A 22,317-nucleotide genomic window follows, 5' to 3' on the forward strand; every position below is an offset into this window, starting at 1 on the left:
CTCCTCCCCTTTCGCTCTTGTCGTTCGATCGGTCAGCTCCACAGCTTGCGAACGCGCTGGAGGAAGCCTTTGATATTCGTCTGTACGGAAGTTTTTCGGCTTTCGTTTAAATATTCGGCGGCGATGCCGTCAATTCCTTTGGACGCAGGACAATCGGGGTATAAATATGACAATGCCGTCTGTTTTTTGACGGCTTTCGACACATGCGCGTCGTCCGGAACGAATCCAAGCAATGGAATTTCGAGCGACAAGTAGGTTCTGGCAACCTGCCGAATATTATCGGAGGTCTGAAGTCCCTCCCGGTTGTCGCCGACCCGATTGACCACCAGCCGAAATTCGGCCTCTTGCCCCATCGTTTTCACCATCTTCATGAGCGCGTACGCATCGGTGATGGATGTCGGCTCCGGCGTCGTCACGACGATCGTCTCGTCCGCCGCCTCAATGAAACGAAGCGTTTCCTTGGACAATCCGGCGCCCGTGTCGAATAGGACATAATCGACTTCGCCGTAAAGCTTGGCGATCTCCGAGGCGAAATACTCGAGCTCTTCATCGCTCAGCCGGATCAAATCTTTGAAGCCGGAACCGCCCGCGATGAACCGCAATCCGCCGGGGCCCTCCTGGATGATTTCCCAGATCGACTTGTCCCGCTTCAACAAATGAAAGAGATTGTAAGCCGCAGGCGTGCCCAGCAGCACGTCGATGTTTCCCATGCCGATATCGGCGTCGAACAACAGCACGCTATGGCCTCTTTTCTGCAGCGCTAAAGCGAAGTTCAAGCTGAAGTTGGACTTTCCGACGCCCCCTTTGCCGCTTGTGACCGTCAATATCCGCGTTTGCTTGGCATCGTCCGAGTCCCGCGACAGAACCATGTGCCGCAGCGCCTCCGCTTGGTCACGCATGGGCCGGCGCTCCTTCCAACAGCTTGTCCGCCAGCCATGCCGGGTCGAACGCCCGAATATCGTCCGGAACCGTCTGTCCGAATGTAACGTATGGAATGCTGAATCCGAACTCGCGTACCAGATTCAGGATCGCGCCGTATGAATCGGTCTCGTCCATTTTCGTAAGCAGCAAGCGATTGACGCCGTACTTGACGAATTGGACGGACACCTGCCGCATGTCCTGATATTTATGGGTCAGGCTGAGGACAAGGATTTTCTCCGCTTCTTGCCCCGGCGCCAGCAAACTGTTCACTTCGGAAACGTAAAGTTCGTTGCGGTAATTCCTGCCCGCCGTGTCCATCAGCAGCAAATCGCGGTCCTCAAGTTTTTTGTAGGCTCTGGCGAGCTCCGAAGGGGAAAAGACGACCTCTAGCGGCACGTTCAGAATGTCCGCGTACGTCCGCAGTTGATCGACCGCGGCGATTCTGTAGGTATCGGCCGTGATGAACCCGACGGAACGCCTGCGGGACAACGCTTGCTCGGCTCCCAGCTTGGCGATCGTCGTCGTCTTGCCCACACCGGTGGGACCGACGAAATGCACGATACGCGTATCCGTCGCGATGCCGGCATCCCGCGCAGGCGCAAGCCATGCTTGGAGCAGCTCGCGCGCTTCGTCGTAAGCCAGCCGTTCGAGCTCGGATTCGGCCGCATTTCCTTCAGCCGTTTCCATGCGTGACTTCAGCTTTGCGGAAACGGCGGCGGCGAATTCTTCGACGTATATCGGCTCCACGCCCTGCTGCGCGAGCAGGCGGCTGAGGCGAAGCACGGGCTCGGGCATGCGCTGCGGGGCCGATTCGCGGCCGGATTGCTGACGAAGGAGATCCTTCATGGCCCTCAGCTCGGCCAGCAGCTCTGCCGTTTCGTCCGGCGCGACCGATTGCGTGGGAGGCGCAGGCGATGCTTGCGCTTTGGAAAGCGTCGATTCCACCGACGCAAGCGATTCGTCTTTGGCAGCCTGAAGGAGGTCGGCGACGCTACGATCCGTCGCAGTATGGGCGCGCGCAGACGCGAGAGCACGGCTCATCGCTTCGTCAAAGCTCGCTTGCGCGGGGGACCGCGCTCCCTTCGGCTCGTTTGACAGGCTAAACCGGTCGTTATCTTCGCCGGCTTCGCGGACGAAACTGCCCTGCCCGCCGGAAACGGGCTGCGCTTCAGAAGCGGCAGCGGGACCGCCGGATGCTCCGCCGCCGTACCGTTGCCGAATGGCGCTGGCGGGAAGCGGCTGGGCTGCGGGTTCCGAGACGCCACGCGCCGGATCCGGATCCGAAGACAGCTCGGGTAAGGATGCAGCGCTCAGCTGTTTTTTGACGGCTTCCGGCTGTTGGCGCAATATCGGCTTCGCCGAAGGACGCGCTGACGGTTTGGCGGACTCGTCGACCGCCGCGATCACTTCCATCCGCTTTTTGCGGAACATGCCAAGAAACCCGCCTGTGCGGATTTCTTTGGTGTTCAGGATGACGGCATCGGATCCGAGCTCGCTTCTGATTTGTTGGACGGCCTGCGGCAAATCATCCACTAAGTATCGTTTGACCTTCATGCATTCACCACCCCGACGCTTTGTACTTCAATATTGGGTTCAAGCTCGCTGTAGGAGAGCACGGGAATGTCCTGCAGACTGCGTTCGATCAGTTGGCGCATATACATCCGAATGTTCGGCGAAGTCAGGATGATCGGTTGTTGGCCGGCTTGAAGCGTTTTGTTGATCTGCTCGCTTAACCGGTTGTAAATCGCCTGCGTCGAGGAAGGCTCCATCGCGAGGTAGCTGCCCTGCTCGGACTGCTGAACGGATTCGGCGATCCTTTTTTCGACGCCCGGGCTGATCGTAATGACGCGCAGCGGTTCGCTTGGATTGGCGTATTGCTGCGTGATCTGCCTGGACAGCGCTTGTCTGACATACTCGGTCAGCACGTCCGGATCCTTCGTGTACTTGCCGTAATCGGCCAGCGTCTCGAAGATCGTAACGAGATCCCGGATCGAGATTTTCTCCTTGAGCAGCTTGGCTAGCACTTTCTGGATGTCTCCGACCGTGAGAATGTTCGGCACCAGCTCTTCCACGAGCGTCGCATAACTCTCGCGCACGCTCTCGACGAGGGACTTCGTCTCTTGGCGTCCGAGCAGCTCGTGCGCATATCGCTTGATCACTTCGGTCAAGTGCGTGGCAACGACCGACGGCGGATCGACGACGGTATAGCCGGACAGCTCCGCCCGCTCCTTCGTCGCTTCGTCGATCCAGAGCGCAGGCAGTCCGAACGCAGGCTCCTTGGTCGCGATTCCCGTGATCGATTCGTCTTCGAAGCCGGGGCTCATGGCCAGATAGTGATGCAGCAGCAGTTCGCCTCGCGCAACTGTGTTGCCTTTCATCTTGATGACGTATTCGTTCGGCTTCAGTTGGATGTTGTCCCGGATTCTAATGACCGGAACGATCAGACCAAGCTCTAACGCGCACTGACGCCGGATAAGGATAATCCGGTCGAGCAGATCCCCGCCCTGCGACGTATCCGCCAGCGGGATGAGACCGTAGCCGAATTCGAATTCGATCGGATCGACCTGCAGCAGGCTAATGACGCTCTCCGGACTGCGGACTTCCTCGATCTCCTTTTCTTCGACGAGCTGCTCCTCCGCTTTTTGGCGTTTCGCTACATTAAGTTGCATGCGATAGCCGGCGATCACGAGGAGGACCGCGTACGGAAGCGTGGCCAGCGGGCCGATCGGCGTCGCGATCCCGAGCAGAATGATCGTGCCTGCCACGATATAGAGCAGCTTCGGATAACGGAACAGCTGCTTCGTCAGATCCTCCGCCATATTGCCTTCGGAAGCGGCGCGAGTAACGATGATGCCGGTTGCGGTACTAATGAGAAGCGCCGGAATCTGACTGACCAGACCGTCGCCGATACTGAGGATCGAATAAGTGCTTAGCGCTTCAGTGATATTCATGCCATGAACGGCCATACCGATGATAAATCCGCCGATGAGGTTGATCGTTACGATAATGATACTGGCGATTGCGTCGCCCTTAACGAACTTGCTCGCGCCGTCCATGGCGCCATAAAAGTCCGCTTCCTTCTCGATCTTCTCCCGCCGTTCTCTCGCCTGTACCTCATTGATCATGCCGGCGTTGAGATCGGCGTCGATGCTCATTTGCTTGCCGGGCATCGCGTCCAAGGTAAAGCGGGCTGCGACTTCGGCTACACGTTCGGAGCCTTTGGTGATGACGATGAACTGCACGACGACGAGAATAAGGAAGACGATAAATCCGATAGCAAGCTGTCCGCCTGCGACGAAGCTGCCGAACGTAGCGACGACCTTGCCCGCATCGTGCTCCGACAAAATAAGACGCGTAGTCGATACGTTGAGCGCAAGCCTGAACAAGGTCGTGATCAACAGCAACGTCGGAAAGATGGAAAAGTGCAGGGCATCCGTCGTATTCATCGCGATCAGAATGATCATGAGCGCCGCCGAAATGTTGACGATCAGCAGCAAATCCAGCAGATGCGTCGGGATAGGGACGACCATCATAAGGACGATGCCGATGATGCCGACCAAAATGCTAACGTCCCGAAATTTCAAAGGTCTTCCCTCCCGCATGATTATCTCTACCAATTATTCGGCCCCGATTAAACATGGCGGCGCCCTTTGAGCCTGTATACGTAAGCCAGCACCTCGGCAACCGCTTGGAACAAATCCGCAGGGACTGCGTCCCCGATATCGGTTCGCTGGTATAGCGCGCGTGCGAGCGGCTTGTTTTCCATTGTCAAGACTCCATTTTCTTTAGCGATCTGACGAATCCGAAGAGCCAGATAATCCTGGCCTTTTGCGATCACTCTAGGCGCGTCCATTTTGGATGCATCGTATTGGAGCGCGACCGCGAAGTGAGTCGGGTTCGTGATGATGACATCGGCTTTCGGTACTTCCTGCATCATCCGCATCAACGCCAGACGGCGCTGCTTTTCTTTGATTTTGCCTTTGATGAGGGGGTCGCCCTCCGAGTTCTTATGCTCGTCCTTGATATCCTGCTTACTCATCCGAAGACTTTTTTCATATTCGTATTTCTGATAAAAATAATCTGCGATCGCGAGAATGAACAGCGTCACGCCTACCAATAAGCCAAGCCTGACGGTCAGGCTTGCAACATAGGAGAAAATATCTTCAACCGGCACGTATGCAAGCGACATAATCTTATCGTGCTCTGCCCAAATGGTTAAGTAAACGATAATACCGACGGCGATCAGTTTAAGAGAGCTTTTAAGAAACTCGACAATTGATCTCATACCGAACAGATTCTTTAAACCGCTCAGCGGATTAAGCTTGCTGAATTTGGGTTGCAGAGGCTGAGTGGTAAATAACCAGCCGACTTGAACGTAGTTCGCGCCTAGTGCGACAATGATCGTTACGATCAGAATCGGAGCCAGAATAAGAAGCAATTGAAGTACATAGTTCGCGAACAGCCCCATGACGTTCGCATCCGTGACTTCCATCGTCATTTGTCTTCTAAATATATCGCCGAACAGGGCCAAAACACGCTCTCGAAAAAACGGGCCTATCGCCATCAGAACGCTTACTGTCGCCACCAGAATAAACGAGCTGGCGATTTCGGCGCTTTTGGCGACTTGGCCTTTTTGCCTAGCATCCGAATGTTTTTTCGCCGTGCCCTTTTCGGTCTTTTCTCCGGCGAACAATTGAAGGTTCATCCGCAAGCGATTGGCTGGCACGAATATTCTCCCCTTCGCAGCGATAGCGGACGTACGCGCCCTGTTTAAGTCGTTTTCATAATGACGAACATCTTTTCCAAGGCATTGAACATGCGATCGAATACGATTTGGAACAGCGTGCTAAACCCTGGCATTAACAAAATAATAAGTGTCAACCCTATCAATAATTTGATCGGTACGCCGATAACAAAAACATTATACTGGGGAGCAGTGCGCGCTAATAGGCCCAAACCAATGTCGGTGACGAACATGGCAACGACGAGCGGCGCCGATATTTGCAGCGCAAGCATAAACGTATCGGCAAACGTATGGACGAGGAAATCCGTCAATCTACCTTCATATATCGTTTGAAAAAAGCGATTGTCTAAAGGTAACCATTTGTAGCTGTTCATGATCGCGCCCAACAAGTAATGATGGCCGTTCATAGACAAGAACACGAGCATCATCAGCATGAACTTCAGATTGCCGAATAGTGGCGCCGAAATGCCCGAGATCGGGTCGAGAATATTCGCAATACCTAGTCCGATCTGAGTATCGATTAGCGTACCGGCGGTTTGAATCAAAGTAAAAAAAAGGGTTGCCGTGTAACCAATCACCAGCCCGGCCAATATTTCCTTGAGAACCGCCCCGATATAAGCGGCGTCGGTCGGTACCGGAGAATCGAAGCCCACCGTCAAAAACACGAGTAGAGCGATATAAACGCTAATGCCGGCTTTAAACGTTCGCGGGAGCGAGCGAGACGAAAAAATCGGCGCTACGAGCACAAACGATGAAATTCGACAAAGGACGAGCATATAGGCTGGCACGACCTGCATTATATCTTGGATCGTCATATCAGCCGATGTAATTCGCCAGATTGCCCAGCAAGTGGCCGGTAAAGTCGACCATCGTATTCAGAATCCAAGGACCGAACACCAGAATGGCCAAAAACACGGCTACGATCTTAGGTATAAAAGCGAGCGTCTGCTCTTGGATCTGCGTCGTCGCCTGGAATATGCTGACGAGCAGGCCCACGACGAGACCGATGACCAGCATAGGCGCGCTCACTTTGAGGACGGTGAACAGCGCTTGTCCGGCCAATCCGATTACGAATTCCGCACTCACTAGCGATCTCCCCCTCTTGCTCCGTCAAGTTTGAAAACTCGTCAGGAGCGATTTGACGATCAGATACCAACCGTCCACGAGCACGAACAACAGAATCTTGAACGGAAGCGAGATCATGACGGGGGGCAGCATCATCATCCCCATGGCCATCAACGTACTGGCGACGACCATATCGATTACGAGAAAGGGAATAAAGATCATGAATCCCATTTGAAACGCGGTCTTGAGTTCGCTGATCGCATAGGCGGGTACGAGCACCGTGATCGGGATATCCTGATAAGATGCCGGCTTTGGCGTTTGCGTATAGTTCAAGAATAACAGCAGGTCTTTCTCCCGCGTATGCTTGTACATAAAGGCTTTCATCGGCACCGAAGCTTTCTCCAAGGCGACCGTCTGCGTGATCTCGCCCTTAAGATAGGGCTGAACCGCTTGTTCGTTCACCTGCGAGATGGTCGGAGCCATAATAAAAAACGTTAAAAACAAGGCAAGGCCGATCAGCACTTGATTGGGCGGCGTCGTCTGCGTCCCGAGCGACGTGCGGACGAATCCGAGCACGATGACGATACGCGTGAAGCTCGTCATCAGCACAAGAATCGAAGGAGCCAGACTTAGTACGGTCAGCATCAACAGCAGCGACAACGACGAAGCGCCTACAGGCTGAGTGCCGTCGCCGGCCGTAATGCTAATGATCGGCTCGGCGTAAACGGACGACGCTGCAGCGAAAAGCGTGCCGGCGCTCAAAAGGAAACTGAACATTAATTTGCGTTTCATGGTTCTTCCGTCCGATCCGCTGGCCGGCTGTCCGACAGCAGGCGATCTACCTGCTGCTTGCGTTCGGACAGCTGACGCAGTCGTTTTTCCAACGTTTGTTCAAAGCTGCTCGAATCCGTACCGCGTTCGGCGACGCCAGAGGAACCGGAGTTGTCGCCCTTGCGGTTCAGCCATTGCTTGAGCCAAGGAGGAACCGTAGACTTGGCGGACGCATCGGCATGATCATATTGGGCGATAAGCGCCGCCACGACTTCGGGGTCGGTGATGGACTCCAGCAGCTGTACATTTTCCCCTACGCCGAGCACGTAGATGCGACTGTTCCACTCTACGATCTGCATCGACTTGTTCGCGCCGAGCGTTAATCCGCCGAGCGAGCGCATCGATCGGTTGACCCACCACCCGCGGTTGCGCCGGCCTACGAATCGAAGCAGCGCCACGATGCCGCCGATCATGAGCAGCAGCACGAGCAGCACCCACAACATATCCCAAGATGATGTCATGCCGTTCGGTCGCCGATCAACCCAGCGTTTTTTTGATCGCTTCGATAACGCGGTCCGCTTGGAACGGCTTCACGATAAAGTCTTTGGCGCCGGCTTGGATCGCATCGATGACCATCGCTTGCTGGCCCATCGCGGAGCACATGATGACTTTAGCGTTGGAATCCATCTTGCGGATTTCCTTCAGCGCTGCGATACCGTCCATTTCGGGCATCGTAATGTCCATCGTGATGAGATCCGGGGACAATTCCTTGAATTTTTCGATCGCCTGCGAGCCGTCTTGCGCCTCGCCTACGACCTCATAACCGTTTTTCGTCAAGATGTCTCGAATCATCATGCGCATGAATGCTGCGTCGTCCACGACCAAAATACGATTTGCCATAACGATTTCCTCCCAGGATGCTGATTATTGGATTTTTTGAACGCGATCCCACTGACTGACGATGTCTGTCACGCGAACGCCGAAGTTCTCGTCGATGACGACGACTTCGCCTTTGGCGATCAGCTTGTTGTTGACCAGAATATCCACCGGCTCGCCGGCCAGCTTGTCCAACTCGATGATCGAGCCTTGGGACAGTTCCAGAATATCCTTGATTTGTTTGTGCGTCCGGCCCAACTCTACTGTGACTCGCAGCGGTATGTCAAGCAAAAGATTTAAATTGGTCTCGTCCGCGTGCGCTCCGCCCCCTGCAGGGAACCCGGCAAACTGAACAGGCTGTACGTTGACGTTGCGGCCAGCCGGTCCGCCAAGGGTTTGCGGCTGTTGCGGCGGCATGGCGTATTGCGGCTGTGCGTACTGCGGTTGAGCGTACTGCGGCTGGGCGTACATCGGCTGCTGAGGCGGGTATCCAGGAGGCGGATAAGCGCCGGGCGGCGGATAGTCGTACGCAGTTTGAGCCTGCGGTTGCGGCGGTGCAGCTTGCGGCGGAGGCGCATACTGAGGCGCTTGCGCAGCCGGAGCGCTAGGCTGCTGGACCGGCGCTTGCGCAGGAGCCGGGGCCGGCGTTTCGTCCATGCCGCCGATGAGCGAATGAACGAGTTCCTTGGCGAATGCCACCGTCAACAGCTGCATGATCGTCGAATCGATCAGCTCTCCGATTTTCAGGCGGAACGAAATTTTAACGAACACTTCGTCAGGCGGTATCTTTTCGATGCCGGTGTTTTTTTGAACGTCCATCACGTCGACCGCCGGCGGAGAGATGTTCACGAAGCGATTGAAGATCGTCGACATCGACGTCGCCGACGAACCCATCATTTGATTCATCGCTTCTTGAACGGCGCTGATATGGATCTCGTTCAACTCTTCCGTCTGCACGTTGCCTTCGCCGCCGAGCATCAAGTCTGCGATCACTTGCGCGTCATGCGTCTTGATCACCAGCGAATTGATGCCTTCGAAGCCGTCTACATAATCCACGTGAACGGCGACATGCGGCCTCGGAAACTCACTGATGAATTTATCGCGGGATATCATTGACACCTTCGGCGTCGTGATGTCGACCTTTCTGCTCAGCAGCGTCGATAGCGCGGTAGCTGCGCTGCCGAACGTAATATTGCCGATCTCCCCGAGCGCGTCTTGTTCCAGCGGCGTGAGATAGTCGTCGATGTGCATCTCAGCCTGCGCGGCGGGCGCCGGTTCCGGGTCGCCGGCAGATTGCCTCAGCAGGGCGTCAATCTCCTCCTGGGACAAGTAATCCTTACTCGTCATGGGCTTCTTCCACTCCTTCGTCGATGATCTCGAGGATCTGGACCGCAATCTTGTCCCGAACCGTGCCGGGGCTGCCGATATACTTCAGCTTGTCCCCGACTTTAATATCCAGGCCGCTGTCGACGCTCTTGCCGAGCGTAATGACGTCGCCGACGCCGAGATTTAAAAATTCGTGGATCGAGATTTGAGAGGATCCGAGTTCCGCCGCGATCGGCAGCTTCGCTTTCGTGACCCGCTGCTCCAACTGCCTGAATTCTTCAGGCGCACGCGATTTCTTTTGGGATACGAACCAGTGATGCACGGACAGCTTGGACATGATCGGCTCGATGACGACGTGCGGGATGCACAGATTGATCATGCCGGTCGTATCTCCGATCTTCGTGCTGAGCGAGATCAAGGCGATGGTCTCGTTCGGCGAGACGATCTGCATGAACTGCGGGTTCGTTTCCAGCGCCTCTAGCCTTGGCTCGATATCGATGACGGTTCGCCACGCTTCCTGCAGCGTCTCTAGCGCGCGGCTGAAAATTTTCTCCATGATGATATTCTCGATCTCGGTCAAACTGCCGATCTTGGACGGTGCGGTCCCCGCGCCGCCCAGCAGCCTGTCGAGCATGGCGAAGGCAACGTTGGGGTGTACCTCCAACACCATTCGACCCTCGAGCGGTTCCGCTTCGAAAATGTTCAGAATCGTCATCTTCGGGATGGAACGGATGAATTCATCGTACGGCAGCTGCTCGACCTGCACGACATTGATCTGAACGAACGTCCGCAGTTGAGCAGAAAAATATGTCGTCAGAAAGCGCGCGAAGTTCTCATGGATACGCGTCAAGCTTCGGATGTGGTCTTTGGAGAATCGCGTCGCCCGTTTAAAGTCGTAAGCCCTGACCTTCTTCTGGGTATCCTCCTTGCGAAGCTCCTCGGCGTCCATCTCGCCGGAGGACAGCGCGGCCAGCAAGGCGTCGATCTCGTTTTGAGACAGAACGTCAACCAATTTTGTTCACCCCTTTCCCGTATCCGGCGCGACTTACAGCTCTTGCATTAAGAAATTCGTAATGCCGATCTTGACGACCTTGCCATTGGTGAGCACCGGGTTGATCTCGTTCAGCAGCTCGGCCACCAGCTCGTCCTTGCCCTTCGTGCCCTGCATCTCGTCCGGCGTCGTGTTCCAGAGCGCGCGATTGATGATAGGCTTGATGACGCTGTCTTTGATCTCGTCGAATTCGGCTTTCGCTTTTGCGTTGTCCAGTTGGAAGGTGAAGCCGAAGATGACGATGTAGTTCGTATCGGACAGGTTCGTTTTTATATCGTTCAAATCGGATGTGACCTTGCTCCGTTCTTCCGCGGAGAGCGCTTCGGCCTCTACGTGCTTCACGCTCTCCTGTACTGCCGTTTCCGTGTCTACGGCGTCTTTCTTGCCGAAGAAGGTGGACCAGGAATAGAGCCCGGCGATCACGATCAGCGTGATCGCCAGAAGCAGAGATACAAGCCAAGGCAACATTTTTTTCATGAAGAAGCTCCCTCCGTTTGCGTATCGGACGGACTCGTGAGCGCAGCCATGATGCCAATGCTTCGCAGATAATGGCGAATGGAGCGGATCACATCCGAACTATTTTCGACGACGATGTATTTTTTGCCGGTCGTCAGCGTGACGAGCGTATCCGGCGTCTGCTCTACCGATTCGATCAGCAGGGCATTGATAAAAAATTGCGTACCGTTAAGCCGCGTGACGGCGATCATGGGAATCCCTCCGTAATTGGGGAGGGATTCCCCCTCCCGCGGTGATTCTGGACTTTCGTACGATCATCATGATGCGGATATTAACGATTAACGCTTCAGGTTCACGACTTCTTCGAGGATCGAGTCGGAAGTGGTGATGATGCGCGAGTTCGCCTGGAATCCGCGCTGCGCGACGATCATCTCGGTGAATTCGCTCGTCAGGTCGACGTTCGACATTTCCAGCTGGCCGGCAACGATCGTGCCCGTGCCGCGTTCCGCGTCTTGCGCGGTACCGAGGTTCAGCTCGCCTTCCGGATTCGCGTTCGGCGTTACGCGGTACAAATTGCCGCCGATCTTTTCCAGGCCGCTTGGGTTGACGACTTTGGCGACGCCGATTTGAATGCCGGTATCCACCTGATTGCCGTCCTGGTCGATCGAGACGATGCTGCCGTTCTGAGAGATAGAGAACGAGGTTACGCCTTCATCCAGCGTGATCGGCGCGTCTCCGTCGGCGGATACGACGAACATCCCGTCGCCATTGACCAACTGACGGTTCGCGTCGAGCGTAAAGTTGCCCGCACGAGTCAGATACGTCGCGTCGGAATCGCCGCTCGGCTTGACAGCGAAAAATCCGTCGCCGTCGATCCGCAGGTCGGTCGGCACGTTCGTGGTCATCGCGCTTCCCGCCGTATGGACGTTGTCGATCGAGGCGACCGAAACGCCAAGACCGATCTGTTTGGCGTTAACGCCGCCCGAAGTCCCCTCGACTGGCGACGTGACGCCGGACATCGACTGGCTCAAAATGTCCTTGAACATGACGCGGCCCGCCTTGAAACCGACCGTATTGACATTCGCGATATTGTTGCCGATAACGTCGAGTTTGGTTTGGAATCCCCGCATGCCGGATACGCCCGAATACATGGAACGCAACATTAAAATTCACTCTCCATTTAAGTTTCCTTCGCAGACGAACCGCTTCATTCATTCCACGGTTCAGGCCTCCTCGTGAGGTCCGGCCTTTTTCTGCTTGGCTATTTTACGAAGACGGCGCTATCGATGTTGGTGAATACGTGCTGCTGCATCGACTTGTCGTCCATGGCCGTTACGACGGTGCGGCTCGGTACGTTGACGATCATTGCCACGTTCCGGTAAAGCACGAGCGAGTCTTTGGCGCCTTTCGCCGAAGCTTGATCCACGGCCGAAGCGATCGCGCTAAGCTGTTCGGGACTGAGCTTGATGCCTCGTTGAGAAAGACGCTGTTCGGCATGATGGCTGAATTTCAGCGATTCCGCGGCAAGCATCGTTTTAAAAGCATTGCCGTCCGGCGACTTCGTTTCTTCCGTATGGCGCAACCCTTGACGCGTCGCCGACGTCAATGGAATGACAGGCCTGCCTGCGAGTCCGACGCTCAGACCGGACATCGGATCATTCACCGGTCTCCGCCTCGCCCTCCTGCGCGGCGATGGTCACGGACGTCAAGTCCGAGATCGCCACTTCGTCTTTTCCGATAACGGCGAACTGGTCTCCGTTTTTCATCTTGATCGAATCGACGACGCCTGTCTTCGTTACCGTCGAACCGTTATTCGTCGCGCCAAGCCATTCGACCTGCTTGCCGATCAGACTGGAGGCAAGCGCCGCGGATTGGCTCAAGCTATGCAACTCGGTCGCCATGTTCATCGTCTGTTCTAGGGAGGAGAAAGTCGCCATTTGAGCGACAAAGTCTTTGTCTTGCATCGGCTCCATCGGATCTTGGTTTTGAAGCTGCGTTAGCAGAATCTTCATGAATTGATCCTTGCCGAGCTCCGAGCTCGCTCCCGTAGGTTCCGTCTTGTTCAAGGTCGAATAGTTCGACCAAACCGTTTTCGAGATCGTTGCCATTTTTTTCGGTCACCTCCTTGGTTCGCTTATGCCGTGACGTTGAGGGAACCGCCGAAGCCCGCTTCTCTTAAGGTGGCGGATCGCTCGAGCTCCTCTTCGAATTCCTCCAAGGTTTCTACGCCGTCCGTCGACCGTTTAGATTCGCCGCCCTGCGATTGCTGCCTCCGCTGCTCCTGGTTCATGAAGGAGGGGCTGTCCGCTGCCGGCTGCTGCTGTTGAACGACCTCGACCCGGTCTACCTGGATGCCTTGGTTCTGGAGCGTTCCCCGAAGCTGCGCCATTTGATTTTCGAGCAATTCCTTCGCAGCTTCATTGTGCGTAACGAATTGCGCGTTCAAGACGCCGTTTTGAATCGTAAGGCGGATCTGCACTTCGCCCAGATGCTCCGGATGCAGATTAAGGTTCGCTTCGGAAATACCGTTGCCGCTCGTCAGCTTAAACTGTTTCACGAGAAACTTGTCCATCTGCTCCGCGAATTGATTTCCCGGCACCGTCACAGGCGCCTGCTGCTTGACGCTAGCGGCGAAATCCGGTTTCACGCCGGCGTCCGAAGCGATCGGTTGCCAGTTCAGATTCGCCGGTTGCTCTTCCGTGCCGGCGGTCGCGTCCGCGATCGTCGCTTGTTCGGAAGTGGCGCTTTCGCCCTGCGCGGACGAAGCATGCAGGTTCCAATAAACGACCGGCTCTTTGAATACCGGATAGGATCGCTTGACCTCAACCTGGGAAGCGGCAGCATCGACACTCTCCGCATCAGGTTCGGCGGACTGAACGGCAGAATGCCCCTGATTCGTTCCTGCGGGTTTGCGATCCGTTTTGACAGGCGAAGGACCAGGCTGCTCCGTTTGCAGGAATTGTTGTATCCCCGCTCCGGCTTCGGCTGCCTCGGCCGTCGACAATTGACCGTTCTGCATCATCGAACGAAGAGTTTGGATAGCGTCCCGCAGCGCCGGCACGATGACCGAAGCCTGCGTTTGTTCGGCGACCGGCGCGTTCGTTGCGGCTCCGCTCTGTAAAGCGGCGGTTCCCGCGTTCCCGGCAAAAGCGGCTTGACCTGCATTTTGTTGAAGCAGCGCTTGGAGGCTGGCAAGCAGCTCCGCCATTTTCTCCAGCAGCGCATCCGAAGGCTGGGTGTCCTGCTCGACCTGACCGAGCTTGTCCTCCAACCCGTTCAACAACTGAGCGAGCTCGCTTTCGCCATCCGACGAGGCTTCGCCGTTCGAATCTTCGGGCGCTGCGCCTAATACGGCGGTTAGCATGCCGAGTAATCCGGCCAATGGATTGGAATTGGCCGTCCCTGCACCGGCGGTCGTGCCGCCCGCGTCGATCTTTTGAACCAACACGCCCTGGAAAATGCCGGCAGCGGCTGAATTTTTGGACGAGCCCGTACCGCTCGCGTTCGTGCTTGCCGTTGCGTTCGTCGATTGAACATTCATTTTTTTCACCTCCCTTCGATTAGAATCATCCGTCGAGCCTCATTTAAGGGTTCGCGGGTACAAGCTTGCTTACGAGCGACGCAGCCTTTTCCGCATCTTTTTGCGACATAGCCGCGAGTACGCCGGATCGGGCGGTGTTATCCATCGCGCTCAAGATTCTAAGCGTCTTCGTCTGCTCCGTGCTCGCCATCTTCAGCAGGAGATCAGCCGCGCTTGCCGCGTCCATCGAAGAAAAGGTGCTTGCGAGCGCTGCGCTGTCGAGCGAGCTCGACGCCGTCTTCGTCTGGCTTTCCAGTTGTTTGACTCTCGCCTGCAGCGCCGCGATCTGCTGGTTGGTCACGCCATCGGCGTCCTTAAGCCGCATCGTGATATCCGCTGCTACAGCCGGCGTCATCTTTTCGAGAATGCGGCCTCTGGAGGCATCGTTCATCGAGCCCATGACGAGCGCCGCTTCCTCTGCGGTCAAACTCTCCATAATCGGAGCCGCCTTGCCTGGCGTCATCTTGCCGTACATATCGGCCAGCGATCGAATCTTGGCTTGATAGGCATCCTGGTTGATCTGATGGTCGCTCGCCTGTTTGTCGAGCGCGGCGATCTTTTCCTGGAGATCCGCGATCGTCTTCTGCTGCGTGACGCTTTTGGCGTCCGCCGCCTTGAGCGCAGCGTCGCGCTGCGACAGAAGCGCTTGAAGCTCGGCCAGCTTCGTACGCGCCTCGCTTACCGACTCGACCTCTGACTGCTTTGCGGGATCCACGGTGCTTTTCGCGTCCGGAACGAGCGAATCGATGACCGGTATTTGATTGCCGATCGTCTGCGCCTTCTCTCGCAAAGCCGGATTGAAAATAATGAGAAGAACGAACAGTAATATCGCCGTGAATACGATAGGCGTTATAAAAAAGAGAAAACGTTCAAATCCGGAATAGCCGCTTTTTTCCGCGCTGGCATCCGCCACGGCCTTCCCCTCCATTCACCAAGCTGACTAAGTTACCTTCTGGCCGATGCTCTCCGCAGCGCAATCTCGTCCAATTCGTTCTGCTCGCGGATGAGCGCTTCCTGCCGGTACTTTTGCAGCGATTTGGAGCGTGCGTTTTGCCATACCTTCTCGTCCACCATCTTGTCGGTGAGGAATACCTGACGCTGCTGGACATGCTCTTCGGCCGCGCGCACGCCTTGTCTTTGTTGCCTGATCCTGTCGTCCAAAAAAGTGATGTAATCCTGCAGCAGGTGAAGCTCGGCTAGCGCAGTCGGTCGCGACGAACGCTCGGACAACTCTTGTTCGTAAGCGCCGCGCTCCTGTCGGAGCTGGTCGAGCTGCTCTTCTTCGCTACGTAGGCGTCCGAGCGACGCGGCGTATTCCCATTCCGCCATCGACTTCTCGCTTCCCTTAAGATCTACGATCTTTTGCAACGGGTATCGGAACCGCAAGAATATTCAGCCTCATCTCTTGTAGAAGTCAATGACCAACCGTTCCTGCGCCTGCTGCAGCGTCAGCTTTTCCGTTGTTCGCTGCCTGCAGTAATCGTTGATGGCGTCGATAAATTGAATGGCTTTATCGATCTGGGGGTTCGTCCCCCGCTGGTAAGCGCCGATATTGATCAGATCCTCCGAATCGCGATAGACGGATAACAATCGCTTCAATTGCTCCGCGGCATCCTGCTGTTCGGAGGCGACGATATCCTTCATGACGCGGCTGATGCTGGCCAGCACGTCGATGGCCGGGAAGTGCCCTTTGTGGGCCAAATGCCTGCTTAAGACGATGTGGCCGTCCAAGATGCCGCGAACGGCGTCCGCGATCGGCTCGTTCATGTCGTCGCCGTCTACCAGCACGGTATAAAAAGCGGTAATGGATCCGGCAGGGCCCGTCCCTGCCCGTTCAAGCAGCTTCGGCAGCGCCGCGAAAACGGACGGCGTGTAGCCTCGCGTAGCCGGCGGCTCCCCGATGGCGAGTCCGACCTCGCGGAGCGCCATCGCGTACCGCGTGACCGAATCCATCATCATCATGACGTTCATGCCGCGGTCTCTGAAGTACTCTGCGATCGACGTCGCGATTAACGCGCCTTTGATCCGAATCAATGCGGGCTGGTCGGATGTCGCCACGATGACGACGGATCTGGCAAGACCTTCGGGGCCGAGATCGCGTTCGATGAACTCGAGCACCTCCCGTCCGCGCTCCCCGATCAGGGCGATGACGTTGACGTCCGCCGACGTGTTGCGCGCGATCATGCCAAGCAGCGTGCTTTTGCCGACGCCCGAACCGGCAAAAATGCCCATCCGTTGTCCTTGCCCCACGGTCAGCAAGCCGTCGATGCAACGAACGCCGGTCCCCAGCGGATCGGTCACGCGCGGACGCTTGAGCGGATTGCTCGGTATGCTCTGCGTCGAATACCTGGGCATTCGCGCCGGCAATCTACCGCCGTCGAGCGGTCGGCCGAGCCCGTCGAGCACTTGTCCGAGCAGCTCGGATCCGACCTGTACGGTCAGCGGCCGGCCGGTTGCGACGACATCGCAGCCGGGTCCGATCGCCTGTAGCTCGCCTAAAGGCATCAACAGCACGCGGTTGTCGCGAAATCCGACGACCTCCGCCTCGATCGGCGCCCCGCCCCGAACCGGATAGATGAGGCAGACCTCGCCGATCGCCGCATCCGGTCCTTCGGACTCGACGGTGAGGCCGATGATCTGCGCCACTTTTCCGTTTACGCGGACCGGATCGATATGCTTCAGCGCCTCGGCGTATTTCCCGAGATCAAGCGCCATCCGCGTTCATCCCTTCTTCGGAGGAATGCGCCGCGATTTGCAACAGTTCTTCGCGGATCGTCTCCAACTGCGTATCGACTCTTGCGTCGATGCTGCCGTAGGCGGATCGGATCACGCAGCCGCCGCCTCGAACCGTAGGGTCCGGGACGATCTGCAGCTCCGCTTGCGAATCGACGGCCAGCGCGAGCTCGTCTTTGGCTGCCTCCACGAATTCGAACTGATCGGGCGCAACGCATAGCGTGATCGTTCCTTGCTCCTTGCGCCGTGCCAATGCTTGCTTCATCAAGTCCAAGGCCGTCTCCGGGGCGCTTCCCAATGCGCCGCGCACGATTTTCCCGGCGATCTCGCAGCTCAGCTCGACGACGAATCGCTCCGCTTCGGCGATGATTCGCGCCTTGGCTTCATAGGCCTGAGACACGACGCGCTGCGCTTCCTGCATCATCTGATCCATCCTGGCCAGCGTCTGATGCTCAGCTTGCTCAGCACCGCTCGCGAAGCCTTCCTCATAGCCTCTGCGCTTAGCATCTTCTACGAACTCGGCATCTTCAGCCCTTCGCCCCTCCCACCAATCCGCCGCTTCCGCTTCGGCTTCGGCCTGGATTCGGATTGCTTGCTCGGATGCGTCTTGAAGAATGCTTTTCGCCGTCTCCTCGGCATCGGCCAATATCCGGTCTTTGAGCTGAAGCGTCTCTGCGCCGACCGCTTCTTCTTCGTCCGCTTCGGCGCCTCCTTGCTTCATCGATTGAGAGACGAATCGAATCTGCTCCAACCGCTTCAGTTGTTCGACTGAAATGACATGAGAGGATTTGATCAGATTAGACAATGATATCGTCTCCTCCGCCGCGAGCGATGATGATCTCGCCGGACTCCTCGAGCCTGCGGATCGTCGCTACGATGCGCGTCTGCGCTTCTTCGACGTCTCGCAACCGGACGGGTCCCATATATTCCATTTCTTCGCGGAACGTCTCGGCCATGCGCTTCGACATGTTGCGGAAAATCGCGTCCCGCACTTCCTCGCTTGCGACCTTAAGCGCCAGCTGCAGATCGGGGCTCTCGACGTCGCGAATGATTCGTTGGATCGAACGATTGTCGAGATTGACGATATCTTCGAAAACGAACATACGCTTTTTGATCTCTTCGGCGAGCTCCGGATCCTGAATCTCGAGCGAATCGAGAATGGTACGCTCCGTACCGCGGTCTACGCCGTTCAAGATCTGAACGATCGCTTCAATGCCGCCTGCATTCGTGTAATCCTGGGTGACGGTCGAGGAAAGCTTCTGCTCGAGCACTCGCTCTACCTGCGCGATGACATCAGGCGACGTGCTGTCCATCAGCGCGATTCTCCTGGCGACGTCTGCCTGCTTTTCCGTCGGCAGCGAGGACAAGACCGCCGACGATTGTTCGGGCGCAAGGTAAGAGAGCACGAGCGCGATCGTTTGCGAGTTTTCATTCTGGATAAAGTTCAAAATTTGCGTCGGTTCCGCCTTGCGAGCGAAGTCGAAAGGCCTTACTTGCAGCGTTGCGGTCAGGCGATTCAAAATGTCGTTCGCCTTTTGCGATCCAAGCGCTTTCTCGAGAATTTCCTTGGCGTACGTAATGCCGCCCTGCGTCAAGTACTCCTGAGCCACGCATATTTGATGAAACTCGCTGAGGATCGATTCCTTTTCGATATGATCGACTTTGCGGACGTTGGCGATTTCGAGCGTAAGCTGCTCGATTTCTTCCTCCCGCAGATGCTTGAAAACTTGAGCGGACACTTCGGGTCCGAGCGTGATGAGCAGAATCGCCGCTTTTTGACGGCCGCTGAGCTGCGTTTGCGTTCCTTTAGCCATGTATGCCACCTCTATTCATCCACCAGCCATGTACGCAATAGATTGACGAATTCGTCCGGTTTGCGCTTCGCGAGCCCTTCGAGCTGCTTGCGGACCTGGCTCTCGTTCGTGACGCTCTCGATGTCGATCGTCGGCAGCTCCGCGCGCGGCGCGTCGAGCAGCTCTTGCGCAGCCGCGGCTTCGGCTTCCCTTGCGTTTTTGCGTCTGCGGTATACCAGATATCCGGCACCGCCAAGTACCGCGAGCGCCGCGACGCCGATACCCGCCAGCCAAAGCGACGAAGCGGATACGCCCCCGCTCCCTGCGGACTCGTTGGAAAATTCCTGCGACACGACTGAAACGCGATTGGCAAGGTCGGCGTCCGACAGCGTTTGCCCGGAATCCGCAAGCAGGATCCGCACGTTGTTGCGCAGCATTTGTTCGAGCTGCGTCTGCTTCTCCGGCGTCATGACCGTCGAATCGACGGCTACGCTGATCGCGAGATCCTTGACCTGATAAGGCGCGTACGCGATGTTCGTCGTTTCCCGGCTCGGTTCGTAGTTCGTCGTGCCGCTCGTGCTCTCGGAGCTCGCCGTTCCGGATGTGCCGCCGGACGGATAGTTCGGCACGTCGGTCGATCCCGTGCCTGCGACGCCGCCTGCCGTACCCGTGCCGCCGGTCGTCGATTCGCTTTGCGTCTGCTCGCTGATGACGATGCCTTTGTTGTCGTTATTATCGAGCGGCTTGACCAGATTGAGCTGCGTAGATCTCTGATCGAAGTTTAGCGTCGACACGACGCTGACGACGAAGTTGTCCATGCCGACCGTCTTGGCCAATATCGATTGGATGTTCGTCTTTACGCCGCTCTCGTACTGCTTTTGTATCGCGAATTGCTCGTCGAGGGCGCTGCCCCCGACCGCCCCCGTCCCGCCAAGCTTGGCGGATGGTGCGAGATCTCCCGTCGTGCTTGTAATCGTAATGCCGTCGTATTCGAGGTTCGGGACCGATGTCTTGACCAGTTTGTAATAGCTGTCGATCTCTTCTTGCTTCGGGCGGTATCCCGGCTTGAAGGTAATCTGTACGGAAGCCGTGGCGAGCTCCTTGTCCGAATCGTTGAGGAAGACGGATTCTTCGGGCAGATTGATCAGTACCTTCGCCTTTTTGACGCCCTGCATGCCTTGGAGCAGCTGCTGCACTTCGCCGTTCAGCGCGTTGCGGTACTTCACCTTGAATTCCTGATCGGTCGTGCCGATCGTCGAGGAGGATTGGCTCAGCTCCTCGAAACCGATGCTGCCGTTCTGCACGAGACCTTGGGAGCCGACATCGACCCTAACTTTGTCCGCCGACGCGCTCGGAACGGAGATGCTCGTGCCGCCGTCGCCGAGCTTGTAAGGAATGCCGCTGCCGTTCAAATATTCCATGATGGCCGACGCGTCGCCGCTGTCGAGATCCTGAAAGGCCAGCTCGTACTGCGTACGCGTAAGCAAGTATGAAATAAAAATGATAAAGATCAGTATAAACGCCGCGGATGAAGCTAAAATCCATTTTTGCTTTTTACTGTATTGATTCCAAAAGCCGAACAGTCTATCTCTCAAGCGGGCCCATCTTTCGTTCACAATTTCACCTCATCTGCGGACTTTGGATGCTTGTCTAACCCAAGTTACATCTGCATCCGCATGACTTCTTGGTAGGCCTCGACCACTTTATTGCGAACTTGAGCGGTCATTTCGAGACTGAGTTCGGCTTTGGTGGAAGCGATCATCACATCGCTCACATCCGCGTTCCCCACTATAAATTGATCCGTCACTTGATGTGCATTTTGCTCTTGGGCAGATACGCTATCTACGGCCTTTTTCAGGAAATCCGCAAAGCTTGCCGTCGCTTCGGAAGGCGTCGTTCCGGCCTGCGCGTTTTGAAGCTGGGACATCGAAGCGGCCGTAATGCCGGAAGCGCCCAAAAGATTATTAATAATCATGTTTCAATCCATCCTCGCGTGGGTAATGAGGTTCGTGGGTACTGCGAACAAATACATAAATTAAGTGCCTCTGCCGATTTCAAGCGTTTTGGAGAACATCGATTTGCTGGCGTTGAGGGCCGTGACGCTGGCTTCGTAGGAACGCGTGGCCGAGATCATGTCGACCATTTCCTTCAGCACGTCGACGTTAGGCATGCTGACCATGCCGTTAGCGTCGGCGTCGGGATGGGTAGGATTGTATACTTGCTTGAACGGCGTCTGGTCGTCCTTGATCGCCGTGACTTTTACGCCCTGGGCGCCTGTCGCGTCCATCTTGTCGTTCAACAAATTTTGGAACGTCGTGTCGACCGGCGCGACTTCCACCATTTTCCTGCGGTATGGAACGAATTTGCCGTCGACATAAGAAGCGCGCGTCGTTTCCGCATTCGCGATGTTCGACGAAATGACGTCCATGCGCAATCTTTGCGCGGTCAAGGCGGAAGCGCTGATATCGAAGCTTCCCAGAATCATTAATGCCCCTCCTCGAGTGGGTCTTCTTTTGATTCAAAGCGTACGCTTATTTACCCATTCCTGTGCGCATCATCTTTACGTCGTGGTTCAGCTGTTGGATATATAAGTTATAACGCAGTTGATTTTCGGCAAGCTTGGTCATCTCGCTGTCGATATCTACGTTGTTGCCGCTGTTGTTAAAAACCGTCGTCTTGTCCGACAGCACTTGCGCGTCCGGAAGCGAGCCCGAAGCGCCGATCGCGATATGTCTCGGATCCGTCCGTTTCCCGATTATTGTCGATTGCCCGGTGTTGTCCATCGCCGCACTCAGCAATTGCTCGAATTGAACGTCCGACCTTTTAAAGTTAGGCGTATCGACATTGGCCACATTGTTTTGCAGAACGCTCTGCCTCAACGAAGCCGCATGCAATGCGCCCTCGAGCCGCTGGTAGCTAACGCCGCTCAGCAAATCCATGTCTCAACCCCCTTTATTAGAAAACTATCACTTCTCTAATAATAACTTCGTCCTAAAAATCC

General features: G+C 56.1%; 26 protein-coding genes. All 26 read right to left on the bottom strand.

Annotated features, from left to right (window positions below):
- Nucleotides 1-32: 32 nt before the first annotated feature.
- The 26 genes from BM235_RS27010 to flgB all read right to left on the bottom strand — a co-directional run bounded on the left by BM235_RS27010 (nucleotide 33) and on the right by flgB (nucleotide 22,255).
- Nucleotides 33-899, bottom strand: a complete 867-nt coding sequence (locus BM235_RS27010) for a MinD/ParA family protein (protein WP_090117369.1) — start codon at nucleotides 897-899, stop codon at nucleotides 33-35.
- Nucleotides 892-2,475: a flagellar biosynthesis protein FlhF gene (flhF, locus tag BM235_RS27015; RefSeq protein WP_143106736.1), complete on the bottom strand. Its 1,584-nt coding sequence runs from the start codon at nucleotides 2,473-2,475 to the stop codon at nucleotides 892-894. The genes BM235_RS27010 and flhF overlap by 8 nt, the downstream gene beginning before the upstream one ends.
- Nucleotides 2,472-4,505 (bottom strand): flagellar biosynthesis protein FlhA, encoded by a 2,034-nt coding sequence (flhA, locus tag BM235_RS27020; RefSeq protein ID WP_090117371.1) that lies wholly within the window; start codon nucleotides 4,503-4,505, stop codon nucleotides 2,472-2,474. The genes flhF and flhA overlap by 4 nt, the downstream gene beginning before the upstream one ends.
- 47 nt (nucleotides 4,506-4,552) lie before the next feature.
- Nucleotides 4,553-5,626 (bottom strand): flagellar biosynthesis protein FlhB, encoded by a 1,074-nt coding sequence (gene flhB, locus BM235_RS27025; RefSeq protein ID WP_090117372.1) that lies wholly within the window; start codon nucleotides 5,624-5,626, stop codon nucleotides 4,553-4,555.
- A gap of 65 nt (nucleotides 5,627-5,691) precedes the next feature.
- Nucleotides 5,692-6,480, bottom strand: a complete 789-nt coding sequence (gene fliR / locus BM235_RS27030; protein ID WP_090117373.1) for a flagellar biosynthetic protein FliR — start codon at nucleotides 6,478-6,480, stop codon at nucleotides 5,692-5,694.
- A 1-nt stretch (nucleotide 6,481) separates the two neighbouring features.
- Nucleotides 6,482-6,751, bottom strand: a complete 270-nt coding sequence (gene fliQ, locus BM235_RS27035) for a flagellar biosynthesis protein FliQ (RefSeq protein WP_090117374.1) — start codon at nucleotides 6,749-6,751, stop codon at nucleotides 6,482-6,484.
- Between the two features lie 24 nt (nucleotides 6,752-6,775).
- Nucleotides 6,776-7,507 (bottom strand): flagellar type III secretion system pore protein FliP, encoded by a 732-nt coding sequence (fliP, locus tag BM235_RS27040; RefSeq protein ID WP_369803567.1) that lies wholly within the window; start codon nucleotides 7,505-7,507, stop codon nucleotides 6,776-6,778.
- 11 nt (nucleotides 7,508-7,518) lie between these two features.
- Nucleotides 7,519-8,022, bottom strand: a complete 504-nt coding sequence (locus BM235_RS27045) for a flagellar biosynthetic protein FliO (RefSeq protein WP_090117376.1) — start codon at nucleotides 8,020-8,022, stop codon at nucleotides 7,519-7,521.
- Between the two features lie 16 nt (nucleotides 8,023-8,038).
- Nucleotides 8,039-8,401, bottom strand: coding sequence for a response regulator (locus BM235_RS27050; protein WP_090117377.1), 363 nt, complete (start codon nucleotides 8,399-8,401; stop codon nucleotides 8,039-8,041).
- Between the two features lie 24 nt (nucleotides 8,402-8,425).
- Nucleotides 8,426-9,724, bottom strand: a complete 1,299-nt coding sequence (gene fliY, locus BM235_RS27055) for a flagellar motor switch phosphatase FliY (RefSeq protein ID WP_090117378.1) — start codon at nucleotides 9,722-9,724, stop codon at nucleotides 8,426-8,428.
- The gene (gene fliM / locus BM235_RS27060) at nucleotides 9,714-10,715 is read right to left on the bottom strand and encodes a flagellar motor switch protein FliM (RefSeq protein ID WP_090117379.1); all 1,002 of its coding nucleotides are present in this window, start codon (nucleotides 10,713-10,715) and stop codon (nucleotides 9,714-9,716) included. Before fliM ends, fliY begins: the two co-directional genes overlap by 11 nt.
- Before the next feature lie 33 nt (nucleotides 10,716-10,748).
- Nucleotides 10,749-11,231 carry a flagellar basal body-associated FliL family protein gene (locus BM235_RS27065; protein WP_090117380.1) on the bottom strand — a complete coding sequence of 161 codons (483 nt, stop codon included), beginning with the start codon at nucleotides 11,229-11,231 and terminating at the stop codon, nucleotides 10,749-10,751.
- Nucleotides 11,228-11,461 carry a flagellar FlbD family protein gene (locus BM235_RS27070; RefSeq protein ID WP_090117381.1) on the bottom strand — a complete coding sequence of 78 codons (234 nt, stop codon included), beginning with the start codon at nucleotides 11,459-11,461 and terminating at the stop codon, nucleotides 11,228-11,230. The genes BM235_RS27065 and BM235_RS27070 overlap by 4 nt, the downstream gene beginning before the upstream one ends.
- A gap of 87 nt (nucleotides 11,462-11,548) precedes the next feature.
- Nucleotides 11,549-12,373: a flagellar basal body rod protein FlgG gene (gene flgG, locus BM235_RS27075; protein WP_090117382.1), complete on the bottom strand. Its 825-nt coding sequence runs from the start codon at nucleotides 12,371-12,373 to the stop codon at nucleotides 11,549-11,551.
- Between the two features lie 98 nt (nucleotides 12,374-12,471).
- The gene (locus BM235_RS27080; protein WP_255374625.1) at nucleotides 12,472-12,873 is read right to left on the bottom strand and encodes a TIGR02530 family flagellar biosynthesis protein; all 402 of its coding nucleotides are present in this window, start codon (nucleotides 12,871-12,873) and stop codon (nucleotides 12,472-12,474) included.
- Complete coding sequence (gene flgD / locus BM235_RS27085; RefSeq protein WP_090117384.1) at nucleotides 12,866-13,318, bottom strand: flagellar hook assembly protein FlgD; 453 nt, start codon at nucleotides 13,316-13,318, stop codon at nucleotides 12,866-12,868. The genes BM235_RS27080 and flgD overlap by 8 nt, the downstream gene beginning before the upstream one ends.
- Nucleotides 13,319-13,344: 26 nt before the next feature.
- Nucleotides 13,345-14,751 (bottom strand): flagellar hook-length control protein FliK, encoded by a 1,407-nt coding sequence (locus BM235_RS27090; RefSeq protein WP_090117385.1) that lies wholly within the window; start codon nucleotides 14,749-14,751, stop codon nucleotides 13,345-13,347.
- A gap of 43 nt (nucleotides 14,752-14,794) precedes the next feature.
- On the bottom strand, nucleotides 14,795-15,703 hold the full coding sequence (locus tag BM235_RS27095) for a MotE family protein (protein ID WP_143106737.1): 909 nt from the start codon (nucleotides 15,701-15,703) through the stop codon (nucleotides 14,795-14,797).
- 32 nt (nucleotides 15,704-15,735) lie between these two features.
- Entirely contained in the window at nucleotides 15,736-16,176 is a 441-nt protein-coding gene (gene fliJ / locus BM235_RS27100) for a flagellar export protein FliJ (RefSeq protein WP_110468899.1), read from the bottom strand.
- Between the two features lie 12 nt (nucleotides 16,177-16,188).
- Nucleotides 16,189-17,505, bottom strand: a complete 1,317-nt coding sequence (gene fliI / locus BM235_RS27105) for a flagellar protein export ATPase FliI (protein ID WP_090117387.1) — start codon at nucleotides 17,503-17,505, stop codon at nucleotides 16,189-16,191.
- Complete coding sequence (locus tag BM235_RS27110; protein ID WP_090117388.1) at nucleotides 17,495-18,328, bottom strand: FliH/SctL family protein; 834 nt, start codon at nucleotides 18,326-18,328, stop codon at nucleotides 17,495-17,497. Before BM235_RS27110 ends, fliI begins: the two co-directional genes overlap by 11 nt.
- Nucleotides 18,321-19,337 carry a flagellar motor switch protein FliG gene (fliG, locus tag BM235_RS27115; protein WP_090117389.1) on the bottom strand — a complete coding sequence of 339 codons (1,017 nt, stop codon included), beginning with the start codon at nucleotides 19,335-19,337 and terminating at the stop codon, nucleotides 18,321-18,323. The genes BM235_RS27110 and fliG overlap by 8 nt, the downstream gene beginning before the upstream one ends.
- 11 nt (nucleotides 19,338-19,348) lie before the next feature.
- Entirely contained in the window at nucleotides 19,349-20,932 is a 1,584-nt protein-coding gene (fliF, locus tag BM235_RS27120) for a flagellar basal-body MS-ring/collar protein FliF (RefSeq protein WP_090117390.1), read from the bottom strand.
- Nucleotides 20,933-20,976: 44 nt separating this feature from the next.
- On the bottom strand, nucleotides 20,977-21,291 hold the full coding sequence (gene fliE / locus BM235_RS27125; RefSeq protein ID WP_090117391.1) for a flagellar hook-basal body complex protein FliE: 315 nt from the start codon (nucleotides 21,289-21,291) through the stop codon (nucleotides 20,977-20,979).
- Nucleotides 21,292-21,351: 60 nt separating this feature from the next.
- On the bottom strand, nucleotides 21,352-21,801 hold the full coding sequence (gene flgC, locus BM235_RS27130) for a flagellar basal body rod protein FlgC (RefSeq protein ID WP_090117392.1): 450 nt from the start codon (nucleotides 21,799-21,801) through the stop codon (nucleotides 21,352-21,354).
- Between the two features lie 46 nt (nucleotides 21,802-21,847).
- Nucleotides 21,848-22,255: a flagellar basal body rod protein FlgB gene (gene flgB / locus BM235_RS27135; RefSeq protein ID WP_090117393.1), complete on the bottom strand. Its 408-nt coding sequence runs from the start codon at nucleotides 22,253-22,255 to the stop codon at nucleotides 21,848-21,850.
- Nucleotides 22,256-22,317 lie beyond the last annotated feature (62 nt).

The organism is Cohnella sp. OV330 (assembly GCF_900112065.1).
In the GTDB taxonomy this organism is placed as follows: Bacteria; Bacillota; Bacilli; order Paenibacillales; family Paenibacillaceae; genus Cohnella.